25 protein-coding genes are annotated in these 24,380 nt (G+C 67.6%); 5 read left to right on the forward strand and 20 right to left on the reverse strand.

Annotated features, from left to right (window positions below; translation table 11 throughout):
* From DER72_RS05430 to DER72_RS05445, 4 genes are all read right to left on the reverse strand, one after another.
* On the reverse strand, nt 1–872 hold an 872-nt coding region (locus DER72_RS05430), incomplete at its 3' end, for a transposase (RefSeq protein WP_146209036.1).
* A gap of 45 nt (nt 873–917) precedes the next feature.
* Complete coding sequence (gene tnpB, locus DER72_RS05435) at nt 918–1,271, reverse strand: IS66 family insertion sequence element accessory protein TnpB (protein WP_110069146.1); 354 nt, start codon at nt 1,269–1,271, stop codon at nt 918–920.
* The gene (locus tag DER72_RS05440) at nt 1,271–1,579 is read right to left on the reverse strand and encodes a hypothetical protein (protein ID WP_110068988.1); all 309 of its coding nucleotides are present in this window, start codon (nt 1,577–1,579) and stop codon (nt 1,271–1,273) included. Before DER72_RS05440 ends, tnpB begins: the two co-directional genes overlap by 1 nt.
* Before the next feature lie 364 nt (nt 1,580–1,943).
* Nucleotides 1,944–4,367: a class I SAM-dependent DNA methyltransferase gene (locus DER72_RS05445; RefSeq protein ID WP_110068989.1), complete on the reverse strand. Its 2,424-nt coding sequence runs from the start codon at nt 4,365–4,367 to the stop codon at nt 1,944–1,946.
* Between the two features lie 191 nt (nt 4,368–4,558).
* Here DER72_RS05445 and DER72_RS05450 point away from each other — a divergent pair, with 191 nt between their 5' ends.
* From DER72_RS05450 to nspC, 3 genes are all read left to right on the forward strand, one after another.
* A complete protein-coding gene (locus tag DER72_RS05450; protein WP_219983231.1) occupies nt 4,559–4,909 on the forward strand; it encodes a hypothetical protein in 351 nt (116 codons plus the stop codon).
* Between the two features lie 458 nt (nt 4,910–5,367).
* Entirely contained in the window at nt 5,368–6,567 is a 1,200-nt protein-coding gene (locus DER72_RS05455) for a saccharopine dehydrogenase family protein (RefSeq protein ID WP_110068990.1), read from the forward strand.
* A gap of 3 nt (nt 6,568–6,570) precedes the next feature.
* Complete coding sequence (gene nspC / locus DER72_RS05460) at nt 6,571–7,749, forward strand: carboxynorspermidine decarboxylase (RefSeq protein WP_110068991.1); 1,179 nt, start codon at nt 6,571–6,573, stop codon at nt 7,747–7,749.
* A gap of 61 nt (nt 7,750–7,810) precedes the next feature.
* Here the strand turns inward: nspC and DER72_RS05465 are convergent, their stop codons facing one another.
* The 14 genes from DER72_RS05465 to phnF form a co-directional block, all read right to left on the reverse strand.
* The gene (locus tag DER72_RS05465) at nt 7,811–8,659 is read right to left on the reverse strand and encodes an EamA family transporter (RefSeq protein ID WP_110068992.1); all 849 of its coding nucleotides are present in this window, start codon (nt 8,657–8,659) and stop codon (nt 7,811–7,813) included.
* Nucleotides 8,656–9,423, reverse strand: coding sequence for a phosphonate metabolism protein PhnP (phnP, locus tag DER72_RS05470; RefSeq protein ID WP_110068993.1), 768 nt, complete (start codon nt 9,421–9,423; stop codon nt 8,656–8,658). The genes DER72_RS05465 and phnP overlap by 4 nt, the downstream gene beginning before the upstream one ends.
* Entirely contained in the window at nt 9,414–10,001 is a 588-nt protein-coding gene (phnN, locus tag DER72_RS05475; RefSeq protein ID WP_110068994.1) for a phosphonate metabolism protein/1,5-bisphosphokinase (PRPP-forming) PhnN, read from the reverse strand. The genes phnP and phnN overlap by 10 nt, the downstream gene beginning before the upstream one ends.
* Nucleotides 10,002–10,012: 11 nt before the next feature.
* On the reverse strand, nt 10,013–11,167 hold the full coding sequence (locus tag DER72_RS05480; protein WP_110068995.1) for an alpha-D-ribose 1-methylphosphonate 5-triphosphate diphosphatase: 1,155 nt from the start codon (nt 11,165–11,167) through the stop codon (nt 10,013–10,015).
* Complete coding sequence (gene phnL, locus DER72_RS05485) at nt 11,164–11,889, reverse strand: phosphonate C-P lyase system protein PhnL (RefSeq protein WP_110068996.1); 726 nt, start codon at nt 11,887–11,889, stop codon at nt 11,164–11,166. The genes DER72_RS05480 and phnL overlap by 4 nt, the downstream gene beginning before the upstream one ends.
* Before the next feature lie 10 nt (nt 11,890–11,899).
* A complete protein-coding gene (locus DER72_RS05490; RefSeq protein ID WP_110068997.1) occupies nt 11,900–12,730 on the reverse strand; it encodes an ATP-binding cassette domain-containing protein in 831 nt (276 codons plus the stop codon).
* The gene (locus tag DER72_RS05495) at nt 12,727–13,632 is read right to left on the reverse strand and encodes an alpha-D-ribose 1-methylphosphonate 5-phosphate C-P-lyase PhnJ (RefSeq protein ID WP_110068998.1); all 906 of its coding nucleotides are present in this window, start codon (nt 13,630–13,632) and stop codon (nt 12,727–12,729) included. The genes DER72_RS05490 and DER72_RS05495 overlap by 4 nt, the downstream gene beginning before the upstream one ends.
* A complete protein-coding gene (locus DER72_RS05500; protein ID WP_110068999.1) occupies nt 13,629–14,750 on the reverse strand; it encodes a carbon-phosphorus lyase complex subunit PhnI in 1,122 nt (373 codons plus the stop codon). Before DER72_RS05500 ends, DER72_RS05495 begins: the two co-directional genes overlap by 4 nt.
* Entirely contained in the window at nt 14,750–15,334 is a 585-nt protein-coding gene (phnH, locus tag DER72_RS05505; RefSeq protein ID WP_181395609.1) for a phosphonate C-P lyase system protein PhnH, read from the reverse strand. The genes DER72_RS05500 and phnH overlap by 1 nt, the downstream gene beginning before the upstream one ends.
* On the reverse strand, nt 15,327–15,803 hold the full coding sequence (locus DER72_RS05510; protein ID WP_110069001.1) for a phosphonate C-P lyase system protein PhnG: 477 nt from the start codon (nt 15,801–15,803) through the stop codon (nt 15,327–15,329). Before DER72_RS05510 ends, phnH begins: the two co-directional genes overlap by 8 nt.
* Before the next feature lie 27 nt (nt 15,804–15,830).
* Nucleotides 15,831–16,856 (reverse strand): phosphonate ABC transporter, permease protein PhnE, encoded by a 1,026-nt coding sequence (gene phnE / locus DER72_RS05515; RefSeq protein WP_110069002.1) that lies wholly within the window; start codon nt 16,854–16,856, stop codon nt 15,831–15,833.
* Between the two features lie 10 nt (nt 16,857–16,866).
* Complete coding sequence (gene phnC / locus DER72_RS05520; RefSeq protein ID WP_110069003.1) at nt 16,867–17,673, reverse strand: phosphonate ABC transporter ATP-binding protein; 807 nt, start codon at nt 17,671–17,673, stop codon at nt 16,867–16,869.
* Nucleotides 17,674–17,757: 84 nt separating this feature from the next.
* Complete coding sequence (locus tag DER72_RS05525; RefSeq protein WP_110069004.1) at nt 17,758–18,699, reverse strand: phosphate/phosphite/phosphonate ABC transporter substrate-binding protein; 942 nt, start codon at nt 18,697–18,699, stop codon at nt 17,758–17,760.
* Between the two features lie 50 nt (nt 18,700–18,749).
* Nucleotides 18,750–19,478 carry a phosphonate metabolism transcriptional regulator PhnF gene (phnF, locus tag DER72_RS05530; RefSeq protein WP_110069005.1) on the reverse strand — a complete coding sequence of 243 codons (729 nt, stop codon included), beginning with the start codon at nt 19,476–19,478 and terminating at the stop codon, nt 18,750–18,752.
* A 156-nt stretch (nt 19,479–19,634) separates the two neighbouring features.
* On the opposite strand from phnF, the gene DER72_RS05535 reads away from it, so the two are divergent.
* Entirely contained in the window at nt 19,635–20,927 is a 1,293-nt protein-coding gene (locus tag DER72_RS05535; RefSeq protein ID WP_110069006.1) for an aspartate kinase, read from the forward strand.
* 4 nt (nt 20,928–20,931) lie between these two features.
* On the opposite strand, the gene DER72_RS05540 is transcribed toward DER72_RS05535, so the two are convergent.
* Together DER72_RS05540 and crcB are read right to left on the reverse strand one after the other, a co-directional pair.
* Nucleotides 20,932–21,327: a CrcB family protein gene (locus DER72_RS05540; RefSeq protein WP_110069007.1), complete on the reverse strand. Its 396-nt coding sequence runs from the start codon at nt 21,325–21,327 to the stop codon at nt 20,932–20,934.
* A complete protein-coding gene (crcB, locus tag DER72_RS05545) occupies nt 21,324–21,707 on the reverse strand; it encodes a fluoride efflux transporter CrcB (protein ID WP_309064158.1) in 384 nt (127 codons plus the stop codon). The genes DER72_RS05540 and crcB overlap by 4 nt, the downstream gene beginning before the upstream one ends.
* Nucleotides 21,708–21,927: 220 nt before the next feature.
* Between crcB and ybiO the strand changes: the two genes are divergently transcribed.
* A complete protein-coding gene (gene ybiO, locus DER72_RS05550) occupies nt 21,928–24,243 on the forward strand; it encodes a mechanosensitive channel protein (protein ID WP_110069009.1) in 2,316 nt (771 codons plus the stop codon).
* Nucleotides 24,244–24,380: the final 137 nt, after the last annotated feature.

The raw sequence follows: 24,380 nt of genomic DNA on the forward strand, positions 1-24,380 counted from the left end.
TGGTCACCCAGCACCGTGTCGATGTGGGCCTTGGCGCGTGACGGGGAAAAGGTGAAGCTGATCTCGTCGTGGTCACCGTACAGCGGCCAGAACCATGCCTCCTGCATCTTGCCCTTGATCTTGCGGCCCGCCTTGATCGGCGTCTCGTCCATGGCCAGCACCTGGCTTTGCAGCACGTGCTCCAGCTGGGCCAGGTGGATCGGCGACAGCAACGCCGCAGCTCGCGCCACCTGCTGAGTCAGTGTGGTGCGACTGAGCTGGATGCCGGCCTGCTGCAGGCGCTGATGCTGGCGATAGAGCGGCAGGTGGTAGCAGAACTTGTCGACCAGCAGGCCGGCGATGAAGCTGACGTCGGCCAGTGAGCCGTCGAACAGCGTGGCCGGCGCTGACGTTGCCTGGGGCGGCGCCGCCTTGCTGACCTTGAACACCGGGCAACGATACTCCAGCACCTCGAAGCTGGCCCGGCGCTGCGCCAGGCGGAAGGTGCTGCGCGTGGCGATCACCTCGACGTCGTCCAGGCTCATGCCCTCGGGCAGGTCCGGTGCCACCTCAATCACCTTGACCGGCACCGAGGCATCGAAGCGCAGCCCGGTGTCGTTGACGGCATCACGACGCGTCTTGCGTGACGGCGTCTTGGCGGGTGAGGCGTCTTCATCAGGCTCGGGCGGCGGCGGAGCCGGCAGATCCTGCATACTGCCGAGCAGGCTCTGTTGCACGGCCGGGTCGATCGCCAGCAGGCGCTCCGACTTGCGACCGAACAGCTGCCGCTTGAACCAGTCGAGCTGGCGTTGGAGCGACGCATTCTCTTCCCTGAGGACCGAGTTTTCGGCCAGAGATTGCTGGTATTTCTGCTCCAGAGACGGCGACGACACGAGGCGATATTTCCTGGTGAATCAGGCCGTTATTTTACCATGCCATCAGGCCGCTGACACCTTGGGATGCCAGCGTTTGCGGCGTTTCGTGACCACCAGATCGAGTCCCTCGATCAGGGCTTCGAGCTCGGCAGGGCTGAGCGTGATCGCCTGGCCGGCGGTGGACGACGACAGGGTGGCGAAACGTCCGCGCTCCAGGCGCTTGCTCCACACGCAGTAGCCGCCGGCCTGGAAGTACAGGCACTTGAGCTGGGTGCGCCGCCGGTTGATGAAGATGAAACCGTGCCCGCTCAGCGGATTCTGACCCAGCTGTCGGCGAACCAGGGCGGCCAGCCCATCATACGAGCAACGCATGTCGGTGGGCTGGGTGCACAGCCAGAGCGTGATCGGCGGGCGCATCATGCCCCCCGGCGAAAGCGCAGACAGACACCATCCCCCAGGTCGAGCTCGATCTCCCAGCCGCGTGGCTCGTCACTAATGGCATCTTCCTCTGGCACTGACACGGGTGCGAAGAGCGCCGGCTCGGCAGCCCTGTGATAAGGCATTGGTGCGTCGCCGGCCAGTCGCCGCTTCCAGAGCTTGAAGGAACTGACGGGAAGCCCTACCTGCCGACAGAAGGCTTGCTGGGAGAGCCCGCTTTGGGCCTGTTCGTCGACCCAGGCCTGCCATTGCGAGGCGGGGTGGCGGGAGTGGCGTCGCTTCGACATGGGGACTGATGCTCCGTCGGTGAATGACGGGATCAGCGTAGGGGGTCAGGCCATTTCAAGAAACGACGCGCCAGGATGGCCGCTTACTGTTGAACAGCCAGTATCCGGAGCAGGACCTCTTCCTGATGTTGGCCAGCAAGCTGGTGCCGGGATAGCGTCGCGGCGTGCTGTCCCCGGCACAGAAAAGACATGGGGGTGGGGGGAGGTGCGCCCTGAGCACAGGAACTTGATCAAAAAACAGCCAAACTCCACCCCAGATCCCTTTTATCCCCACCGAGCCTGGCATCTGAGGACTTCTGACTGACCCGGTGCAACATCCGGGCTAACCCCTGAGGCCAACTCTCCAAGACTGCCACGTACCCACTCAGACATACCCAAGCCCCTCCAGGTACAGCTGCAGCTCCCGGGCAGCGGCATCCCGCTCTTTCTCGATGTCGGCCAGCGTCACCCGATACTTGTCCCACCAGGTCTCGAAGGCGGCGATCACCTGCTGGCGCTGCTGGCGGATATAGCGCTCGAGGATGCCCTTGAGATCGTTATGCAGGATGTCTCCCACCAGCTTGGCGGCGTCGGGCTCGTCGAGGGCGTCCACGGCGGCGTTGAGGTGGGTCTCGAAGCTGGCGATCTTGGCCTTGTGCTGCTTCTTCACCTGGGTGCGCTGGCTCTTCCAGGCCTTGATCTGCTCCGGGGTTGGGGCGTCGTCGCCATCGCCGCTATCGGCGTCGGCTTCGTCGCCGTCATCGCCCTCGGGCTTGGCCTCGGCGGCCTTGATCTGGGCGTCCAGCTCCGCCTTGCGGGCGGCGAGTTCCTCCAGCTCGGCGACGTACTCCTCCAGCAGGAAGTGGACCAGGCGGTGATCCAGCGGGTTGGCCTTGCTCTGCTCGTCCTCCAGCAGGCTCACGATGCTGGTGCGCCAGGCATCCACCACGCCCAGGCAGCCGCGGGCCTGCAGGGTGCGGAACTCGTTCTTGTTGTCGAACCAGAAGCCCGCGATGATGCCGCGCACCGCGAAGCGATCGAGCATGGCGGTGGGCTCCAGGGCCGCTGTGAAGCTGCCCAGCAGCTCGTCGCGCAGTTGGGTGAGGCGACCGCCGTTGCCGGTCAGCCCGGTGATGCTGGCGCCGTGCTCGGCCCACCAGGCCTCGAAGGCGGCCATCACGCTGGCCTCCTTCTGTCGCAGGCCGGCGTCGGCCTCGATGGCAGGCTTGAGGTCGCGCTTCTCGCTCAGATGCTCGGCGAAATCCACATAGTCGGGGTCGTTCGCCCTGTGGATAAAGAGCGCCATGGGGTCGAGGCCCTGGGCGTCGAAGAGCGGGCGCTTGGCGTCGATCTCGGCCACCGGCACGCCGCCCTTGAGGTGGGCGTGCACGTCCTGGGGCTCCGGCGGCGGGGTGTTGTCGGCGTAGCGGCGGATGTTGAGGTTGTAGTCGTTATCGCGCAGCTCGTTGATGGGCACCACCCGGGCGAAGCCGGGCACGTCCTCGAAGGCGTCGTAGGTGCTGGCGATCTTTTCGATGTGCTCGGGCAGCAGGTGGTTCTGGGCGCGGCCTTCAAAGAACTCGCGGTCGGCGTTGATGAACAGCACCTTGCCCCGGCGCTCCTCGGGCTTGGCGCCCTTGGCGCGCAGCACCAGGATGCTCGCCGGGATGCCGGTGCCGTAGAAGAGGTTGGGGGCGAGGCCGATCACCGCCTCCACCAGGTCGTCCTCCAGCATGCCGGCGCGGATGCGCTTCTCGTCGCCGCCGCGGAACAGCACGCCATGGGGCATGACGGTGGCCAGGCGGCCGTCGGACTTGAGGCAGGCGACCATGTGCTGCAGGAACATCAGGTCAGCCTTCTTGGCTCCCTCCGGCACGCTGCCGTAGTGGAAGCGCTCCGGGAAGTGCTGGCTCGGCGTGAAGCCGATGGAGAAGGGCGGGTTGGTGAGGATGCGGTCGAAGCGCGTCAGCTCGCCGCCCTCGACGTGCTGCGGGTCGGTGAGGGTGTCGTCGTTGCGCAGGTCGGCGCTATTCACCCCGTGCAGCAGCATGTTCATTTTGGCGATGGCCCACACCGAGCCGGAGGCCTCCTGGCCGAAGAGGTTGAGCCGGCGCGGGTCGCCACCCTGCTCCTCCAGGTACTCCTTGGAAAGGATCAGCATACCGCCCGAGCCCATACATGGGTCATAGACGCTGTGGCCCTCCTGGGGGTCCATCAGCTGCACCATCATGCGGACCACTGGGCGCGGGGTATAGAACTCGCCGCCCTTCTTGCCGGCGGAGTCGGCGAAGTCGCGGATCAGGTACTCGTAGGCCGCACCCAGCAGGTCGGGGAACTCGAAGTCCTCGTTGCGCAGCCGGTACTCGCTGAAGTGGACGATCAGATCCCGGAGCTTCTTGTCCGGCAGGGTGGTGGAGCCTACCTTGCGGGTGAAGTCGATGTGCTCCAACACCCCGGCGAGGCTGGGGTTGTGCTCCTCCAGGCCCGCCAGTGCCTTGTTGAGGGCGCTGCCGACGCCCTGGTGGGCCTCCTTCAGCAGGTGCGACCAGCGCGACTGCGGTGGCACGTAGAAGGTGGCGCGATACCAGTCGGGAAACTCGACCTGGTGGGCGATATCGATCTCGCCTGCGCCGGCCTGCTTGAGCTGGTCGCGGACTTCCTCCTGGCGCTGCTCGAAGACGTCCGAGCAGCGTTTCAGGAAGAGCATGCCGAAGATGTACTCCTTGAACTCCGAGGCGTCCATACGCCCGCGCAGGATATCGGCGGCCTTGAAGAGGTGCCGCTCCAGCTGGTTGAGGGTGAGGATCATGTACAGCGGTTCCCTTTGCGATGAGCCGGCCGCATCGAGCGGCCGTGGTGACAGGCACCTATCTCATCAAACTTGGGGCGGGAAGGCCACGGGCGATTGGTGGGGTAGATGAAGTGGACGGGGTGGACGAAAGCGATCGCGACGACCCCGGCGGGGCTGAACTATGATGAGGGCTCACCCAAGGAGGGACCATGAAGAAATTACTCATCATCGCCGGCATCGCACTGTTCTCTGCCACTGCCGCGGCCCAGAGCCTGCTCCACGGCCAGCCCGGGACCAACTATCAGAACATCGGCGGCAACACCTACGGCTCGGATGGCTCGACCTACCAGAACATCGGCAATACCACCTATGGGCCCGGTGGCAGCACCTCGCAAAGGATCGGCAACACCACCTACCACTCTGGTGGCCAAACCTCTCAGCAGATCGGTAACACGCTCTACAACTCGGATGGCACGACCGTGCAGAGAATCGGCAACACGACCTATGGGTCCGACGGCACCACCTGCCAGCGAATCGGCAATCAGACCTACTGCAACTGAGCCGGCTCTCCCGAGGGGGTAGAACCTTCTCGAAGGGGGCATATATGGGGGCATAAAGCCAAACTTAGAAAAATAAAAACATTTTACATCAAATGGTTGTGCGGTTTTTTGGTTGGACGCCGCCTCCACCAAACAGTCGACGAATCAAGCACCTACGGGTGCTTTTTTCGTTTCTGGCCCTGCCGGGCGGCTGCCATCGGCCCGTCATGATGCGCGCGGCAGAATGACCTGGCCTCCCCTGAGCACCCTGGCCTGCGACTTTGGTCGCAGGCTTGACTCGAAAACCACTTGATACCAGCCTCAGGGGGAGCCATTATCTGCGCCCACTCGTCATCCCCCCCTGCGGGGAGCCGGGCGAGGCCAAGACCGGGGTGGCATCGGGTCGGGGGCGCCGAGGCGCTTCACTACCGATAAGACCCTACCACTGTTGACATTTCCCGATCTGGATTCGAAACCCCATGAGCAAAGTCCTGATTATTGGCGCCGGCGGCGTCGGCGGCGTGGTGACCCACAAGTGCGCCCAGCACCCCGAGGTCTTCAGCGAGATCATGCTGGCCAGCCGCAACGAAGCGAAGTGCAAGGCGATCGCCGCCCAGCTGGATCGCCAGATCCAGACCGCCCAGGTGGACGCCGACAGCGTCGATGATCTGGTCAAGCTGATCGAGTCGTTCAAGCCCGACGTGCTGATCCACGTGGCCCTGCCCTATCAGGACCTGACCATCATGGAGGCCTGCCTGAAGACCGGCGTGCCCTACCTCGACACCGCCAACTACGAGCATCCCGACGAGGCGAAGTTCGAGTACAAGGAGCAATGGGCCTTCCAGGAGCGCTACCAGGCGGCCGGCAACATGGCCACCCTGGGCTGCGGCTTCGACCCGGGCATGACCAACATCTACTGCGCCTACGCCCAGAAGAACCTGTTCGACGAGATCCACCGCATCGACATCCTGGACGCCAACGGCGGCGACCACGGCTACCCCTTCGCCACCAACTTCAACCCGGAGATCAACATTCGCGAGATCACCGCGAAGGGTCGCTACTGGGAGAAGGGCGAGTGGAAGGAGACCGACCCGCTGGCCGTGAAGCGCAAGTTCGACTTCGACGGCATCGGCGAGAAGGACATCTACCTCCTCTACCACGAGGAGCTCGAGTCCCTGTGCCGGAACATCAAGGGGCTGGAGCGCATCCGCTTCTGGATGACCTTCTCCGAGAAGTACATCACTCACCTCAAGGTGCTCGAGAACGTCGGCATGACCAGCATCGAGCCGATCGAGGTAGGTGGCGCCAAGATCGCCCCGCTGGAGTTCCTCAAGGCGGTGCTGCCCGACCCGGCCTCGCTGGGCCCGCGCACCAAGGGCAAGACCAACATCGGCATCATCGCCGACGGCATCAAGGACGGTAAGCGTCGCAAGGTGTACATCTACAACATCTGCGACCACGAGAAGTGCTACGAGGAGGTCAAGTCCCAGGCGATCTCCTACACCACCGGCGTGCCGGCGGTGACCGGCGCCATGCTGATGCTGGAAGGGATCTGGAAGGGCGCGGGCGTGTTCAACGTCGAGCAGCTCGACCCCGACCCCTTCATGGCGCGCATCGGCGAGATGGGGCTGCCCTGGCAGGTGGTCGAGCTCGACCCCGACCACGACCCCCTGGCCTGAGCCATGGCGAACGCACGCGAGCAGAGCCCGGACTTCGATCTCAATTTCGACGTTATGGCCTGCCCCTCACCGGCCTATGTGGTGGACGACGCCCTGCTGCGCAAGAACCTGGAGCTGCTCGGGCAGGTCCAGGCGCGCAGCGGTGCGCGCATCCTGCTGGCCCTGAAGGGCTTCGCCATGTGGAACACCTTCCCGCTGGTGCGCCAGTACCTGGTGGGCACCACGGCCAGCGGGCAGGACGAGGCGCGCCTGGGGGCGGAGACCTTCGGCGGCGAGGTGCACTGCTACTCGCCGGCCTTCACCGAAGAGGAGATGTCGGTGGTGCTGCGCTACGCCGACCACCTGAGCTTCAACTCCCCGGGCCAGTGGCGGCGCTTCCGCGAGACCATCGCGGGCGCGCCGCGCCGGGTCTCCTGCGGCATGCGGGTCAACCCCGAGCACTCCACCGGTTCGGTGCCGCTCTATGACCCCTGCGCGCCGGGTTCGCGGCTCGGCACCCGGGCGGCCGACCTCACCCCGGAGGTGATGGAAGGGCTCGAGGGGCTGCACTTCCACACCCTGTGCGAGCAGAACAGCGACGACCTGGAGTCGACCCTGGCGGCCTTCGAGGAGCGCTTCGGCCACTACCTCGCCGGCCTGAAGTGGGTCAACTTCGGCGGAGGCCACCACATCACTCGCGCCGACTACGACGTCGAGCGGCTGGTGCGGGTGATACAGGGCTTCCGGGAGCGCCATCCGCACCTCACCGTCTACCTGGAGCCGGGGGAGGCGATCGCGCTGAACACCGGCTACCTGGTCTGCAGCGTGCTGGATATCGTCGAGAATGAAGGCCCCATCGCCATCCTCGACACCTCCGCTACGGCGCACATGCCCGACGTGCTGGAGATGCCCTACCGCCCGCACATCATCGGCGGCGGCGAGCCGAACGAGAAGGCCCACACCTACCGCCTGGGGGGCATGACCTGCCTCGCCGGCGACGTGATCGGCGACTACTCGTTCGATGCGCCGCTTGAGATCGGCGACCGCCTGGTGTTCACCGACATGGCCCACTACACCATGGTCAAGACCACCACCTTCAACGGCATCCGCCTGCCGTCGATCTGCCGCATCGACGAGGCGAGCCGCGAGGTGAGCACGGTCCGCACCTTCGGCTACGTGGACTACATGCAGCGGCTCAGCTGAGCCGAAGCCGGCCCTGGCACCGCCACCGTCCCGCCCCCCCCCTGGCGCCCGCCATAGCAGGTCAGCGCAGCGCCAGGATGCCCAGCCCCAAGGTAATCACCACCATGCCCAGCACGCGCCGCCGCCAGGCGGCGCGCTCCCTGAACAGGAAGATTGACAGCAGAGTGGCAAACACGATGCCGGCGTTGGTGTAGGCCACCACCTCAGCCGCCGGCAGCTCGCGCATGGCGTGGATGACAAGGGCATAGGCCAGGCCGATGCAGCTGCCACCGACCAGCCCCGCCACGGCGCCGATCCGCTGTGGCGGTCGCCAGCGCCGGGTCTGGCCATGCATACGCCAGGTCAGGCACAGCCAGGCGGCCAGGTAACCCACCGAGAGGAACCCGACCAGCGCCATGAACGTCGGCAGGTGCGGCGTGGCCGCCTTGTCGCTAAGCGAATAGAGGCTGGTCGCCAGCATGGCCAGCAGGGCCCACGGCAGCGCGCGACGGTCCGTGGCATGGCGCGCCGTCGAGGCCATGATCCAGAGGCCGAACACGCTGACGCCGATGCCCACCCAGGCCAGCAGCGGGAGCGACTGTCCCAGCAGCAGCGAACCCCATAGCGCGATGAGCAGCGGAGAGCTGCGCACCAGCGGGTAGACCAGCGCCACCGGAGCCTGCTCATAGGCACGGGCCAGGCCCAGGAAGTAGATCGCATTGGCCGTCGCCGAGACCGCCAGCAAGGCCACCAGCTCCAGCGACCACGCCGCGCGGCTTGCCAGTTCCCAGAAACCCCAGGGGGCAAACAGCAGCAGGTGCGCGAGCAGCACCCACCATAGCGGGTTGGCCTCCCGCGGCAGATGGCGCGCCATCAGGTTCCAGATCACGTGCATCGTCACGGACAGCGCCAGCGCCAGCGAGGCGCTCATCGATCATCCGCCGAGATCTCCACGATATCGCCATCGCCGGCCACCGCCACCCCTGGCGGCGTGTCGGCGCCTTCGGCGATCCGCCACGCGTCCAGCTCATGGCCGATATGGGTGAGCCAGGTACGGTGTGCTCCCGCCTCGGTGGCGAGCCGCCGGGCCAGGTGCCAGTCGTTGTGGTTGCGCGGCTCGTCCCGGGGAGGGAAGGTGCAGTCGAGCGCCATCTCGAACGCCCCCCACCCCTGCAGGAAACCCATGGTCCCGGGTGGCAGGCCGAGGGTGTCGGTGAGGTAGGCGAAGCGCCCGCCCTGGCCATCCTCGATGGCATAGCCCAGGGTGGGCTTGGAGTGGATGAGCGGCAGAGGCGTGAAGCGCAGCCCCCCAACCTCGAAGGGCGCGTACTTGCGGGCCGTCTCGAAGGCCAGCAGGCCGGGGTGCTTGAAGAGGTCGGCACACCCCTCGCTGTCCGGCGGGCCGAAGACGGGAATCGCGTCACCGCGCCCCCAGCGCAGATGCAACAGTCCCTGCACATGGTCGGCATGGTAGTGAGTGAGCACGATGGCATCCAGCCAGCCAGGCGGGAAGCGCTCGTGGAGATCCATCAGCCCGGCATCGATCAGCACCCGGGTACCGCCGCTCTCGACCAGTGCGCTGGACGGCAGACGCACATGTCGCGGGTCAACCCTCGCCCGCTCGCAGGCCGGGCAGTCACAGCCGAAGAGGGGCACGCCCCCCACGGCCCCGGTACCGAGAAAGGTCACGCGCATGGCAGCACCTCCCGGTGGCCTTCCCGGATCAGCCGCACCAGGGCCTCGCCGGCATCCTCGATCGTGCCGTCGTTGTCGATCCGGTGGCCCGCGAGACCCTCCGTGCGCAGCGCCGCGTGGCGCGCCAGACGCTGCTCGATGGCCACCGGCGTCTCACGGCCACGCGCCAGCAGGCGCTCGCGCAGGGTCTCGGTGGAGACCTCGATGGAAACCGGCACCAGCCGCGGATAGCGCGCTCGAGCCTGTTCCAGATAGCCCCGCGAGCCGTTGACCACCACGCTGATGTCGCCCGCCAGCCAGGCATCGATCTCGATGCCGATGGCGTAGCGCAGGCCGTGGCTCTCCCAGTGCATGGCGAACATCCCGCGCACCAGCCGTGCGGCGAACTCCACCTCGCTCAGCGCCACGTGGTTCTCGCCACCGGCCCCGGCCTCCCGGGTGATGTAGCGGTGGGCGAAGCACGCCGCGCCCGTATCCGCCAGTCGCTGCCTGGCGTAGCTCATCAGGGTATCCTTGCCGCTGCCCGAGGCGCCCATCACGTAGATCAGGCGTGCCTCGCTGCCGTTCTCCCTGCCCATGCCCCTGCTCCTCATCCGTGGTCGAAGTGGGCGACCAGTGCCGGCACGCCCCCCGACCAGACCCGCTCGGCCTGAGGCAGCCCGCCCAGGGTCTTCACCGCCACCAGGTCGGCGCGCTGGCCCACGGCAATCTCGCCGCGATCGGCCAGGCCCGCCGCCCGGGCCGGATTTCGCGTCACCAGCGCCACCGCCTCGGCCAGCGAGATGCCGGCCAGGTCGGGGAGGCGCATCACCGAGGGCAGCAGGGCCGCCGGCGAGTAGTCACCGCACAGGCAGTCGGCCACCTCCGCCAGCACCGCATCCAGCGCGCGCATGTTGCCGGACTGGGACTGGCCACGCAGGATGTTGGGCGCACCGAACAGGGTCGCCATGCCCTGCCTGCGGGCCGCCTGGGCGGTCTCAAGATTGACCGGGAACTCGGAGATGGCCGCTCCCAGCGTCCTGACGGTCGCCACCTTCTCGGGCGTGTCATCGTCGTGGCTTGCGATGGCCACGCGCTGCTCGCGAGCCAGCTCGGCAAGCCCTTTCATCCGCTGCATGGCCCCCTCGGCGGCGGCCGCCTTCTGGGCCAGGAGCGCATCGATCTGTGCCCCGTCGGTTCGGTAGGTGCGGGACAGGTAGGTGCGGTAGGCCTCGACATCGCGGAACTGCCCCTGGCCAGGGCTGTGGTCCATGAACGAGATCAGGTGGGCATGCCCCTCGTTCAACAGGGCCGCGATGACCGGCGGCGCCGAGTCGTCGGTGACCTCATAGCGAACGTGGACACGGTTGTCGATCAGGGCGTGGGCGCGCCAGTCGCCGATGGCCCGGGCGATCTCGGCGGCGAAGGCGTTGTTGCGCACCCCCAGCTCATGGTTGGCGAACGACAGGGCGTGGTACACGGTGGTGACGCCGGCCGTGGCGTTGCGCTTGTCGGCCTGGGCGCAGGCGAACTCCAGCGGGAAATGCACACCGGGGCGAGGCTCCACCTCCTTCTCCATGGCATCGCAGTGCAGGTCGATCATCCCGGGCATCAGCACCCGGCCGCGCAGGTCGAGCTCGATGGCCCCGGCATGGCCGGCGGGGTCCAGGGCGGCGATGCGCCCCTCCTCGATCAGCACGGCGACATCGTCACGCACTTCGTCGGGCAGCACCACGCGGGCATGGGTCAGCAGGATCGCGGTCATGGGGTCGTCTCCTCCAGCAGGGCGGAAGCAGCAACCGGCGAGGAGAGCGTCACCACACGGTCGGCCAGCCGCTCCACCAGTTGCGGCTGGTGGAAGATGGCGAGCATTCCCACCCCCTCCGCCTTGATGGCGTTGAGCAGGTCCACCACGCGGTCGGTGGTGGCAGGGTCGAGGCTCGCGGTGGGCTCGTCGAGGAGCAGCAGCCGCGGCCTGGCGATCAGGCCCCGGGCGAGGTTTACGCGCTGTTTCTCGCCCCCCGAGAAGGTCGCCGGCGGCACCCGCCACAGGCGCTCGGGCACGTTGAGCAGTTCGAGCAGCCCGCAGGCGCGTTCGACGGCGAGCTCGCGGGAGGTGCCGCGCATCACCAGGGGCTCGGCCACCACCTCCATCGCCGACTTGCGCGGCAGGCAGTGCAGGAACTGGGTCACGAAGCCCAGGTCCTGGCGACGCAGTTCCAGTATGCGGTGTTCGCTGGCCAGTGCCAGGTCGGTGATGGCGCCGTTGGCATCGCGATAGAGGATGCGGCCGCTGCTCGGCAGGTAGGTGCGGTAGATGGCCTTGAGCACCGAGGACTTGCCGGCGCCGGTGGGGCCCACCAGGGCGGTCAGCTCGCCCGCATGGACCGCCAGGTCGACCCGAGCGCAGGAGGGAATCAGCGCATTCTGGTCATGCAGCTGGAACTGCTTGGAGAGACCTTCGATCTCGAGAATAGGAGGGTGCACGTCGGGCTCCTTACAGCGCAGAGGCCACCAGACGCTGGGTATAGGCGTGCTGGGGGTCTTCGAGGATTTGGTCGGTCAGGCCGGATTCGATGATGCGGCCATACTTCATGACGATGGTGCGCCCCGCCAGGAGCCGGATAACGCCCAGGTCGTGGGTTACCACGATCATGGCGGTGCCCAGCTCCTGCTGGATCTCCAGGATCAGGTCGAGGATGCGCGCCTGCACCGAGAGGTCGAGCCCGGTGGTCACCTCGTCGAGGTAGAGCAGCGGGGGCTGGGTGGCCAGCGCCTTGGCGATCTGCACGCGCTGCTGCATGCCACCGGAAAACTGCCTGGGAGACTCGTCCATGCGCTCCGGCAGCACCTCGGTACGCGCCAGCAGCCGTCGGGCACGCTGACGAATCTCGCCGTAGTGGGTCAGGTCGCTCATCAACAGGCGCTCGGCGATGTTGCCGCCGGACGACACATTGAAGTTCAGCCCCAGGTGGGGGTTCTGGTAGACCATGCCCAGGCGGTGGTTGCGCAGCCAGCGTTGCTGGGCGGCATTCAGGCTGAACAGGTCCCACTGGCGCGCCTCATCGAAGAGCAGCGCCTCTCCCGCGGTGGGCTGGTCATCGAAGTACAGCGTCTTGACCACGGTGGACTTGCCACTGCCGGATTCGCCCATGATCCCCAGGATCTCGCCCTGGTGCAGATCGAAGTCGATCCCGTGGCAGGCCACGACCGAGTGACAGTGCGGACAGATGTTGGTGTCCATCTCCGGGCCGGTGCTGTCGGTACACTGGGCGCAGCCGTGACCGTGAATCTTGGTCAGGCCGCGCACCTCGAGAATCTTCTTCATGACATCGCCTCCCCGGGGATGGTGTCGTGTTCGGCCAGGCGCGAGTGGCAGTAGTCGGAATCGGAGCACTGCCACTGCTTGTTGCCGTCGTCGTCGATCAGCTCATCGAGGAAGCTGTCGGTGGCGCCGCAACGGGCACAGGGTCGGCGCGCCCCCTGGGCATCGCGGAACTCCTCGACGCGAAACGGCACATCATCGAAGGCCAGCGGCTCGGCCCGGGTGTAGGGCGGCACGGCGTAGATCTTCTTCTCGCGACCGGCACCAAGCAGGATCAGCGCCGGGCTGTTGTCCAGGCGCGGTACGTCATAGCGCGGGATCGGGCTGGGGTCGATCACGTAGTGGCCGTTGATGCGCGTCGGATAGCGGTGCGAGATGGTGATCTCGTCGAACTGCACGATGTCCTCGTAGAGCTTGGTGAGCAGCCGCGAGTAGTCGGCCTCGCCGTGCATCACCTTGCGCCGCGCCTCTGAGGGCTCCACCACCACCAGCGGGTCGGGATAGGGCACCTGCAGGATCATCACCTGGGACTCGCTCAGCGCCACTTCGGGGATACGGTGGCGGGACTGGATCAGGCTCGCCTCGGTAGTGCGTTCGGTGGTGTCGACGCCCGGGCAGGTCAGCTCGACGAAGTGACGAAGGTTGACCGCGTTGACCGAGTCGTCGGCACCTTGGTCGATTACCTTGAGGGTGTCGCCCTCGCCGATCAGCGACAGCGTCACCTGCAGGCCACCGGTGCCGAAGCCACGCCCCATGGGCATCTCCCGCGAGGCGTAGGGGGTCTGGTAGCCGGGAATGCAGATCGCCTTGAGGATGGTGCGGCGCACCTCGCGCTTGGCGTACTCGTCAAGGAAACCGAAGCTGTAGGCCGCATCATCCAGCGGCAGTTCATAGCTCACGTTCATGACTCGACTCCTTGCGAGGACTGAGCGGCATCGGCCTTGCCCTGGGTGGTGCGCAGGCGGTCCATGTCGGACTGGAAGGTGACGTAGTGCGGCATCTTGTAGTGACTGGCAAAGCCCATCGAATCAACACCGTCCACGTGCAGCAGCACGAACTCCGGGTCCTCCGAGGGGTTGGCGGGGCCGTCACGCATGCCCTTCTGCAGGGCCCGGTCAAGGATCGCCATGGAGATGGCCTTGACCTCGTTGTGGCCGAAGCAGGCGCCATAGCCGAGGGTGAAGGTGGGGGGGCCATCGCTGTCGGCGCCCTCGTACATCGCCACCACCTCACACTCGGTGACCAGCACCTCGCCGGCCTCGACCGGCTCCCCGGTGACCGGATGCGGCAGCACCACGGGCAGGTAGCCCACGCGAAGCTCGGCAATGGTGGGGTGCACGTCGCCGTAACCGCGCATGTTCGAGTAGGCGATGGCCAGCAGCGAGCCGGTCTCGGCGCGCGCCATGGTGGCCAGCGCCGCCGAACGTGGCACCGGGAACACCAGCGGGTCACGGGTGATATCGAAGGCAGCCTCCCGCGAGCGCGTGAGCGGCGGCAACAGCCCCTCCTCGCGCAGGGCGTCGACCACCTTGGGGTAGCTGTCGGGCAAGTCGCTGTCGGCAACCCCTTCCATGAAGCGCCGCGAGACGGAGCGGAACGCCTCGGGTGACTCGTCGGCCAGATCGAGGCGCATCAGCCGCAGCGCGTAGTCGGTGGTGGGGCCGAGCATCTGCCCACCGGGGATGTCCTTGAAGGCACTCGAGATGCGTCGGATCAGCCGCATCTGGCGTGTCTCCTGCACCGGCAGGTCGAGCAAGCGCGGCTTGGTGGAGCGGTAGGCACGCAGCGCGAAGGCCGCCTCCAGGGTATCGCCCTGCATCTGCTTGATGGCCAGCGCCGCCAGGCGCGGATGATAGAGCCCCCCCTCGGAGACTACCCGGGAGGTGAGCAGCCGCAACTGCTGCTCGATAGCAGTAAGGCTCAGCGGTGTGCCGGCCTCGCCTTCGGCGCAGCGCAGCGCCTCCATGGCGGCCTCGGCCCCGGCGATCGCCCGGCCGCCGCCCTTGATGGCAACATATCCCATCAGTGCACTCCTTCTACAGTCAGCCGAGTGGTACGCGGTAGCACCGCCACCGCCTGCTCACTCGCCAGGACCAGGTCCACGCCCAGGGGGAAGTGGACGTTCCACTCGTCGCGCAGTCGCCACCAGGCGGGATCGACGCCGGCTACCCGCAGCGTCTGCTCGGCCTGGATTCCCGGGCCGGTCAGGTGCAGTTCGATGCCCTCCTCCAGCGCCGGCACCTGGATGATCAGGGTGGCGCCCTGCTCGGGGTTCTCCAGCGAGCCTAGGCGGGGCGTCACCTCCGGCGGATGGGCGCCGGTGCAGAGCACGAAATCGGCGGATTCGACCGCGCTGCTGCGCACGCCCAGGCGCCTGACATCATCCTCCGACAGGCGCCGCTCGGGATCGGCCAGGCGGGAGGCACCATCGGTGAGGGTCGCCAGCAGCAGTAGGGTGGCCAACTCACCGTCGTCGGCCAGGCGCACGACCCGTCCCGGGTAGGAGAACGCCGTCAGCAATCCCCGGAAGGCTCGCTGCTGGCGTGGCGGCTGCCAGACGCCCATGCGGACATCGCCAGGGGCATCGAGGGTCATGGGATCATTCATCGCCATCCTCCTCGGCAGTGCCCAGCAGGGCGAAATCCACGCGGGTGGCGGCCAGCAGGGCGCGCCGCTGGTGGTCGCTTTCGGCCACCACCGTCGCCCCCTGCGCCAGCAGCTCGACGGCGCTCTCGTGGCCCGGCAGGCGGGCACTCACGGCGGCGTCGAGAATGGCCAGGTCACGCACCAGGCCCACCCGGTCGTCGACCAGGGTGGCCGCCCCCTCTACCGGGCCCTGTGCCGGACTGGCCAGTCGCACCTGCGAGCGGGCCAGGGGCACCTCGCCGATGAAGTAGGTCTCGCCCAAGGCGCTGTCGGCGAGCGGCATCAGCCCAAGGCCGGACTGCGCCAGCTCCAGGTCCTCGACCTCGTAACGCTCGGCCAGCTGTCGTGCCGTGGCCCGCACCAGCGTCGCAGGGAGCGCCGACCAGAGCCGCAGCCACTGCCCTCTGGGCCATTCATTCATTGAATTCATGGGATTGCCTTGCATGTCGGTTGGCGATCAGATCAGTCGGGCACGGATGCGCGCCTGCAGCTGATCGAGCAGGAAGACGAAGATGAAGATGGCGATCAGGATGGTCATCACATGGCCATACTGGAACATGTCGAAGCGGCCCTTGAGCTCCTGGCCGATGCCGCCTGCCCCCACCAGCCCCACCACCGTGGCCATGCGCAGGTTGCGGTCCATGATGTAGGCGGTGTAGGCGATGTACTGCGGCAGCACCTGGGGCAGCACGCCGTACCACAATGTCTTGATCTTGCCGGCACCGATGGCCTCCAGTGCCTCCTGGGGCTTCTTGTCGGCGTTCTCGATGTCCTCGGCGTAGAACTTGCCGAGGAAGCCCGCGGCATGCAGGCCCAGGGCCAGCACCCCGGCAATCGGGCCGAAGCCATAGGCCAGCACCAGAAACAGGGCCACGATCAGCTCGGGAACGGAGCGCAGCAGGCTGATGAACCCTCGGGCGGCGGTGTAGGTGAAGCGGTTGGCGCTGTAGTTGCGCGCCGCGAAGTAGGCCAGGGGAATGGAGAGCACCACCGAGAGCAGCGTTCCCCACAGGGCGATCTCCAGGGTCTCGACCATCTTGACGAAGACGGTCCAGACGTAGCCGAGCGGCTTGACCAGCACCTCGACCTGCTCGGTGGCCGCCTCCAGTTGCAGCGTCTCGAGGTTCATGCGCTGCTCGACACGCTCCTGCACCTCGATGTAGGAGAACAGGGGCAGGCGGTCGCGATCGAGGTCGCCCATGCGGTTGACCTCCTCGACCTCGCCGATCACCGGGGGCCACATCGCCGTGCCGACTCGCGAGAGGCCGCGCACCACCTGGGAGTCATCCGCCACGCCGATCAGGTTGCCCACCGCCTGGGTGGTCATCGCCACCATGCGATCCATGTCGGTACGCTGGCCGGTCACCAGCAGCAGGGCAACGATCAGCACCAGCCACAGCAGGTGCCTGGCGCTGTAGGGGGGCGACAGGTGCCACTTCACTTCCGCCCCCTTGGGGGGCACGGGAATAGGTCGCGTCGTCATGGCTCTCTCCTTACGCCAGGGAGACATTGGTCGTGCCCAGAGCCAGCGATGACCCGTCCGCTTCTTCCGATGTGGTGTCGTCCCACACCGCGCCGTGGTAGAGCGATTCCACGCACTCGTCGGTGAAGGCCTCCGGCGAGCCATCGAAGACGACCTGGCCATCGCGCATGCCGACGATGCGGTCACCGAACTCCCGCGCCAGCTCGACCTGGTGCAGGCTGCACAGCACGGTGGCATTGCGCTCCCGCGCCGCGTCGCGAATCAGGCTCAGGATGTCGCTGGAGATCTTGGGGTCGAGGCTGGCGACCGGCTCGTCGGCCAGCACCACCTCGGGGTCGAGCATGAAGGCCCGGGCGATACCGACGCGCTGCTGCTGCCCGCCGGAGAGATCCACGGCGCGGCGCTTGAGGTGTGCCGGGGAGAGCCCCACCTGGGCGAGCAGCTCGCAGGCCTTCTGGCGCTGCTCCGGCCGGAACCAGCCCGACATCGCCCGCATGGTGGATACCGTGGGCAGCAGCCCGGCAAGCACGTTGGCGGCCACGCTCATGCGGTTGGTCAGGTTGAAGTGCTGGTGGACCATGGCCACGCGACGGCGCAGCGCCGACTGGGTCCTGACACTGAGCTCGGTGCCATCGATCACCACCCGCCCCGAGGAAGGCTGCATCAGGCCGTTGACGGCCCGTAGCAGGGTGGACTTGCCCGCCCCGGAGGGGCCCAGGATCACGCAGAACTGCCCACGGGGTACCTCGAGGGAGACATCGCGAATGGCGTGGGTGCCGTCGGGCCATACCTTGTTGAGTGACTCGAAGCGAATCATGTCATTGCCTCTTGCTGACGCCCGGGCGGTGCCGGCCCGTGGTAACGGGCCGGCCTCCCGGGGCGTGAAGGGGGAACCGGCCGCTCAGCGGACGCTGCTCTTGCGGATGATGTCCTGCTTGAGGGGATCGTTGACCCGCTCGAACATCTCGCCGGCCTTGGTCATCACCTCTTCGCTGACGTCGGCGGTGTAGCCGTCCACCCGGCCGCCGCCGTAGCCGCGAATCTGCTCTGGGGTGATGCCCGGCAGCTGGTCGATGCGGTTGAAGACGTCGCGCAGGGTCGCCTTGACTCCCCCATCGACATCGGGATGGATGGCCAGCGGCGGGTAGGGAATCGGCTCGCTCTTGGCCACCACGGTGATCCGGCTCGGGTCGATCGACCCGCCGTTGACCGCGCGCTCGTAGGAATCGAAGGAGGCACCGCCGGCATCCACCAGGCCCTCGGCCAGGGCCTGGAGCACGTTGGCGTGGCTGCCGGCCATGTTGATGGCACCGAGATCGTTCACCGGGTCGATCTCCGCCTCGAGCATCATCGCCAACGGCACCGCGAAGCTGGAGGTGGAGTTGACGTCGCCCAGCGCCACCCGCTTGCCGGGGAAGTCGGCCAGTGTCTCGATGCCGCTGTCGGCATGGGCGAAGAGGCCGGAGTAGTAAACGGAGCCGCCGTCGCGCACGGCCAGCGCCAGCAGTTCGGCGCAGCCCTGATCGCGGGCCTGCAGGTAGCTCAGCGGGCCAAACCAGGCGATGTCGGCCACGCCGTTGCACATCGCCTCCACCACCGAGCCGTAGCTCTGGCCCACCTTGATGTCGAAATGCAGGCCGGTCACCTGCTCGATGGCCGAGAAGACCGGCTGGAAGTCGCGGCGTGTGCCGTCCTCGGTTCCGCCATCGGCGGGCACCAGGATCACCCGCAGGGGGCTGCCGGCGCTGCCGTCGTTCTGCGTGGCCATGGCGGCAAGCGGAAGCGCCAGCAGCAGGGTGGCAGCGGCAAGCGGTTTGATCGAGGCAAGAGGTTTCAGATACATTGCAGGAGCTCCTGTGGGGGGAATGACGTTCAGCGAGGTTTGCGAGACCTTCATGGGTTGAGGCGCAGTTGGATCCGGTCTGCGCGGAACCGGGTGATGGCGTACTCGACCGGGGTACCATCCCGGTCATTCACGTTCACGCTCTTGACCCGCAGCACCGGTCGGTTCTGCGGCATGCCCAGCATCCTGGCGTCGTCCCCTTGCGGGAGCACCGCCGTCACCAGGCTCTCGGTACGACGCAGTCGGCAGCCGTAGCCCGCCTCCAGCAACGCATGCAGCGAATCGCGCTCGAAGCGCTCCAGCAGATCGGGAAAGCGCTCGGCCGGAGCGAAGTGCGAGATCACACACAGCGGGCGCCCCTCCACCAACCGCAGCGTCTCGATCCAGTGCACCGCCTCTCCCACGCCAATATCCAGCCGCTCGGCCACTCCTGCGATGGCGCCGAGGGTCTGCTTGCGCAGGATGCGCAGGTCGGTCATCAGGCCGAGCGAGGCCAGGTTCTCGGTGAAGCGGGTCGCCTGGGTGATCCGGTAGTCCAGTTGGGTATCCAGCACGAACACGCCGAGCCCATGGCGCCGCTCCAGCAGCCCCGCCTCGACCAGCTCATCCACGGCACGGCGCAAGGTATGGCGATTGACGCCGAACTGTTCGGCGAGGGCGGTCTCGGAGGGCAGGCCGTCACCCGGGACGAAACGGTGACGCACCTCCTGTTCGAGTCGGCTGGCGATCTGGCGGTAAAGGGCCAGCCCGGACTCACGGTCAACGGCGTAGAGGCTCATGTGTAGTCGTCTAGATAAGTGGACAGGTGCCACACTAGCGACGCTTGATGACGGCAAGGTGTCGGTTACGTGATAGTTGCCTTGCGCACCGCGGCACTTTCCAGCGGCGGCCCTGGCCTCTAAGGTGGAGGAAACCCATCGTGAAGGGAGTCAGTGATGCCCCGGGTCTACAAGTTCGGCGGCGCCTCGATCCAGGATGCCGACGCCATTCGCCGCCTGGGCGCGCTGCTCGCCGAGGGGGTGGCGCGCCCCCGCGCCATGGTGGTCTCGGCCATGGGCAAGACCACCAACGCCCTGGAGGCGCTGCTCGCGGCGGCCCGCCGGGATGACCAGGCCGACTACCGCCGGTGGCTCGCGGCGATCCGCGACGACCACCTGGCCGTGGCCCGCGCGCTGTTCGGCCCGGACAGCCAGGTGGCGGCCGAGCTGTCACGGCTTGTCGATGAGCTGGACGCCGCCCATGGCGCCCACCGCGAGGCCCCCTACCCCTTTCACTACGATCAGACCGTGGGCATGGGCGAGCTGCTCTCCACCACCCTGGTGGCCGCCTGGCTCAACGAGATCGGCGTGGCGACCCGCTGGTGCGACGCCCGGGCGCTGATCGTCACCGACGACCGCCACCAGACGGCCGAGATCGACTGGGCGGCCACCCACGAGCGCATCGCCTCGCTTGCCGCCGAGAGCGACGAGGTGCTGCTGACCCAGGGCTTCATCGGTGCCACCGAGGGCGGCGCCATGACCACCCTGGGCCGCGAGGGCTCCGACTTCAGCGCGGCGATCCTCGCCGAGGCCCTGGGCGCCGACGAGCTGACCATCTGGAAGGACGTGACGGGGCTCTTCAACGCCGACCCGAGGCGCTTCACCAACGCGCGCCAGATTGCCCGCCTCAGCTATGACGAGGCCCTGGAGCAGACCTGGTACGGCGCCAAGGTGATCCACCCCCGCACCCTGGCCCCGCTGCAGCGGGCCGGCATTCCGCTGACGGTGCGCTCCTTCCTGGAGCCCGAGGCCCCGCCCAGCACCATCGGCCCCGAGCCGGGCGAGGGCGACCGCCAGCCCGCCTTCATGCTGCGCGACGACCAGGTGCTGCTCGATGTCAGCCCCCGGGACGGCGGCTTCCTGGACGAAGCGCGCATGGCGGAGATACTGGCTCGGCTCGCCGAGGCCGGCCTGCATGCCAACCTGCTCGACGTCGAGGCCCTGCGGCTGCGGCTCTGCGTCGACCCGGCGCCCGAGAAGCTCGAACCGCTGGCCGACGCCTTGGCCACCGACTACCGCGTCCGTCGCCATGAGAAGCTGACGCTGCTCACCGTGCGCCACCCCGACAAGGCACTGCTGGCCCGCCTGGACGGGCACAGGACGCGACTCGCCGAGCGCTGCAGCGCCACCACCGCCCAGCGCCTCTATCCCGCCGCCGAGTGTCCCGATACCTGGCAGATCCCGGAGTGAGCCCTCAGGCCCCGGCCAGCCGCCGCCCCACGCCGTGGCCGTGCCAGGCGGCGGCCAGCCACAGCAGCAGGCTGGCCAGGCCGTAGCCCAGCGCGGCCAGCGGCCGCGCCTGGGTCAGCAGCGCCATGACCTCCAGCCCGAACAGCGAGAAGGTGGTGAAGCCGCCACAGAAGCCGGCCACCAGGAAGGGCTGCCAGCGCGCCACCCGACCGTGCCGTCGGCCGACGGCATAGGCCGCGAAGAGGGCGATCAGCCAGGAGCCCAGCCCATTGACCGCGAGCGTCGCCCAGGGGAACCAGGGCCCCGGCACCGCCAGCAGCGCCAGGCTGAGCTGGTAGCGCAGCGAGGTGCCGAGGGCACTGCCGGCCCCCACGGCGGCATAGGCACGCCAGTCGATCATGCCAGGCCTCCCGCCAGCCAGGCGCCCAGGGCCACCGCGACAAGCCCCATCCCCAGGGTGGCCGCCACATTGGCCAGTGCCGCCGTGGCCCGCCCCTGCTGCCACAGGGTCAGGGTCTGCAGGCTGAAGGACGACACCGTGGTATAGCCGCCCAGCAGGCCAATCGCCGCCAGGGACCAGGCGCGGCTCTCCTCGCCGACCGTTGGCAGCCCCATGAGCCCCGCCAGCAGGCCGATCACCAGGGCACCGCTGAGGTTGACCGCCAGGGTGCCAAAGGGAAAGGCGCTGCCGAGCCTTCGGCTCACCGCATTGCCGACCGCCAGGCGCGCCATGCCCCCCAAGGCCCCTCCGGCCGCCACCAGCAGCAGGCTGATCGCCATCCCCATCTCCTCTTCCTTCGCCTGAAATCGCGCGCCCTGCGCGCGCCTGCCCCCCAGTATCGCATGCCATGAACGGTCTACATGACCTGTACAGCGCTGTGCCGCCGCGACAGGTCGGGTCGAGGTCTCGCCGCAAAGCCCGTATCATGCCAAACCAGCGTTACCCCTGGATTCACACGACACGACACATCGCCAACACGCAAGAGACGGAGGTCACAGCGTGAACCCCATGCGAGCCCTACCCCTGATGCTCGGCTGGCTGCTGATCGCCCTGCTGGCGCTGGCCGGCCCGGCCCAGGCCCAGCCGGCCGACGCAGCGGGCAGCCAGCCGGCGAATGCCACCCTGGCCGACCTGCTCGAGAACGAGGAGACCCGCCGGCAGCTGATCGAGCAGCTGCGCGGCATGGCCGAGGCGCCCGCCGCCGAGCCACCCGCGGAGGAGGCCGCCACGGCCTCGCTGCCCCGTCAGCTGGCCGAGCTGACCAGCCGCATCGCCAGCGACATCGGCGGCCAGTTCGGCAGTGCCGTGGAGGCGGTCGGCGACCTCTTCACCGGCGGCCTGGAAGACAGCACCTTCGACACCGCGGCCTTCACCAGCGCGACCATCAACCTGGGCCTGGTGATCCTGGCGACCCTCGTGCTGTTCATGGCCTTCCGGCGCCTGGCCAAGCCGCTGTTCACCGGGATCAGTCAGTGGTCGCTCAACGGCGAGGGGCTCACCCCGGTACTGCGTCTGGTGATCTGCGTGGCCCTGGCCGCCCTGGTGGACGTGCTGGTGGTGGCGCTGGCCTATGTGGGCGGCAACCTGGTTGCCACCTTCGCCATCGGCGAGACCGGCGAGCTCTCCACCCGCGCCTCGCTGTTCCTCAACGCCTTCCTGGTGATCGAGCTGCTCAAGGCGGCGCTGCGGGTGCTCTTCTCGTCGCGCTACGAGGGGCTGCGCCTGCTGCCGATCACCGCCGCCGAGGCCTCCTACTGGAACCGCTGGATCGCCCGGCTGATCGGCCTGGTGGGCTACGGCCTGATGGTGGTGGTCCCGCTGATCAACGTCTACATCGCCCCGGCCCTGGGCCAGGGGGTCGGCACCCTGATCATGTTCGGCGCCTTCCTCTACGCGGTGATCGTGGTGATGAAGAACCGCCTGCGCCTGCGCGACGCCATCAACGACAAGGCCAACCGCGCCACCATGGCCGCCACCCGGGTGAGCCTGCAGCTCTTCGCCCGCACCTGGCACCTGTTCGCCCTGGCCTACTTCGTGATGGTGCTGGTGGTGACCCTGACGCGCCCGGTGGATGCCCTGCCCTTCGTACTCTTCGCCACCCTCAGGACCATCGCCGCGGTGGTGGTGGGCATGCTGCTCTCCAGCTTCCTGACCCAGACCATCGGCCGACGCATCACCCTCTCCGATGACCTGCGCCGCAAGCTGCCGCTGCTGGAGCCGCGCCTCAACAGCTACGTACCCAACGCCCTGCGGGTGATCCGCACCGTGATCCTGATCCTGGTGATCATGCTGGTGCTCAGCGCCTGGGGCGCCTTCGACCTGGCGGGCTGGTACGCCTCCGAGGCGGGCCGCGGTCTGGTCGGCAAGGTAGTCAGCGTGGCGATGATCCTGGTGATCGCCATCGGCGCCTGGCTCGGCCTGGCCAGCCTGATCGAGCACAAGCTCAACCCAGAGACGGGCGCCGGCGAGCCCGACGCCCGCGCCAAGACCCTGCTGACGCTGTTCCGCAACGCCCTGGCCATCGCCCTGATCACCATGACGGCGATGATCGTGCTGGCCGAGATCGGCATCAACATCGGCCCGCTGATCGCCGGTGCCGGTGTGCTGGGTCTGGCCATCGGCTTCGGCGCCCAGAAGCTGGTCCAGGACATCATCACCGGCATCTTCATCCAGGTGGAGAACGCCATGAACACCGGGGACGTGGTGACCGTGGGCGGCATCACCGGCACCGCCGAGCGCCTGAGCATCCGCTCGGTGGGCATCCGCGACCTCAACGGCACCTACCACATCGTGCCCTTCTCCAGCGTGGATACCGTCTCCAACTACATGCGCGAGTTCGGCTACCACGTGGGCGAGTACGGCATCGCCTATCGCGAGAGCATCGATGACGCCATCGTGGCGCTGCGCGAGGCCTTCGACGAGCTGGCCGGCGACGAGGAGCACAAGATGAACATCCTCGCCCCGCTGGAGGTCGCCGGCGTCACCGCCCTGGCCGACAGCTCGGTGAACATCCGGGTGCGCATCAAGACCACCCCGGGCACCCAGTGGGCCACCGGCCGCGCCTACAACCGCCTGGTCAAGCTGCACTTCGACGGCAAGGGCATCGAGATCCCCTTCCCCCACACCACCCTCTACTTCGGGGTCGGCAAGGAGGGCGAGGCGCCCCCCGCGAACCTGCGCCTCATGCAGCAGAACTTCGATATCGACGGGCGCCCCGGTGGGCAGCCGCGCTCCGGCGAGAGCAGCCGCGCCGGCGAGGAGGACCCGCGCTCGAAGCCCAACCCCGAGTTCAAGGGGGACTTCGACGAGGACTGAGCCGCCGGCTCAGCACCCTCGCAAGGCAAGGCGGGGCTGCCATCGGCAGCCCCGCTTTTTTTCGGCTGCACGGCGTCGCCCCCTGGCCTCGCCGCGGCCGTGTCCCGCGGGCTCATGCCGGCAACAACGAAGAAGCA

This window comes from Halomonas sp. A11-A, from assembly GCF_003182195.1.
Lineage (GTDB): Bacteria > Pseudomonadota > Gammaproteobacteria > Pseudomonadales > Halomonadaceae > Halomonas > Halomonas alkalicola.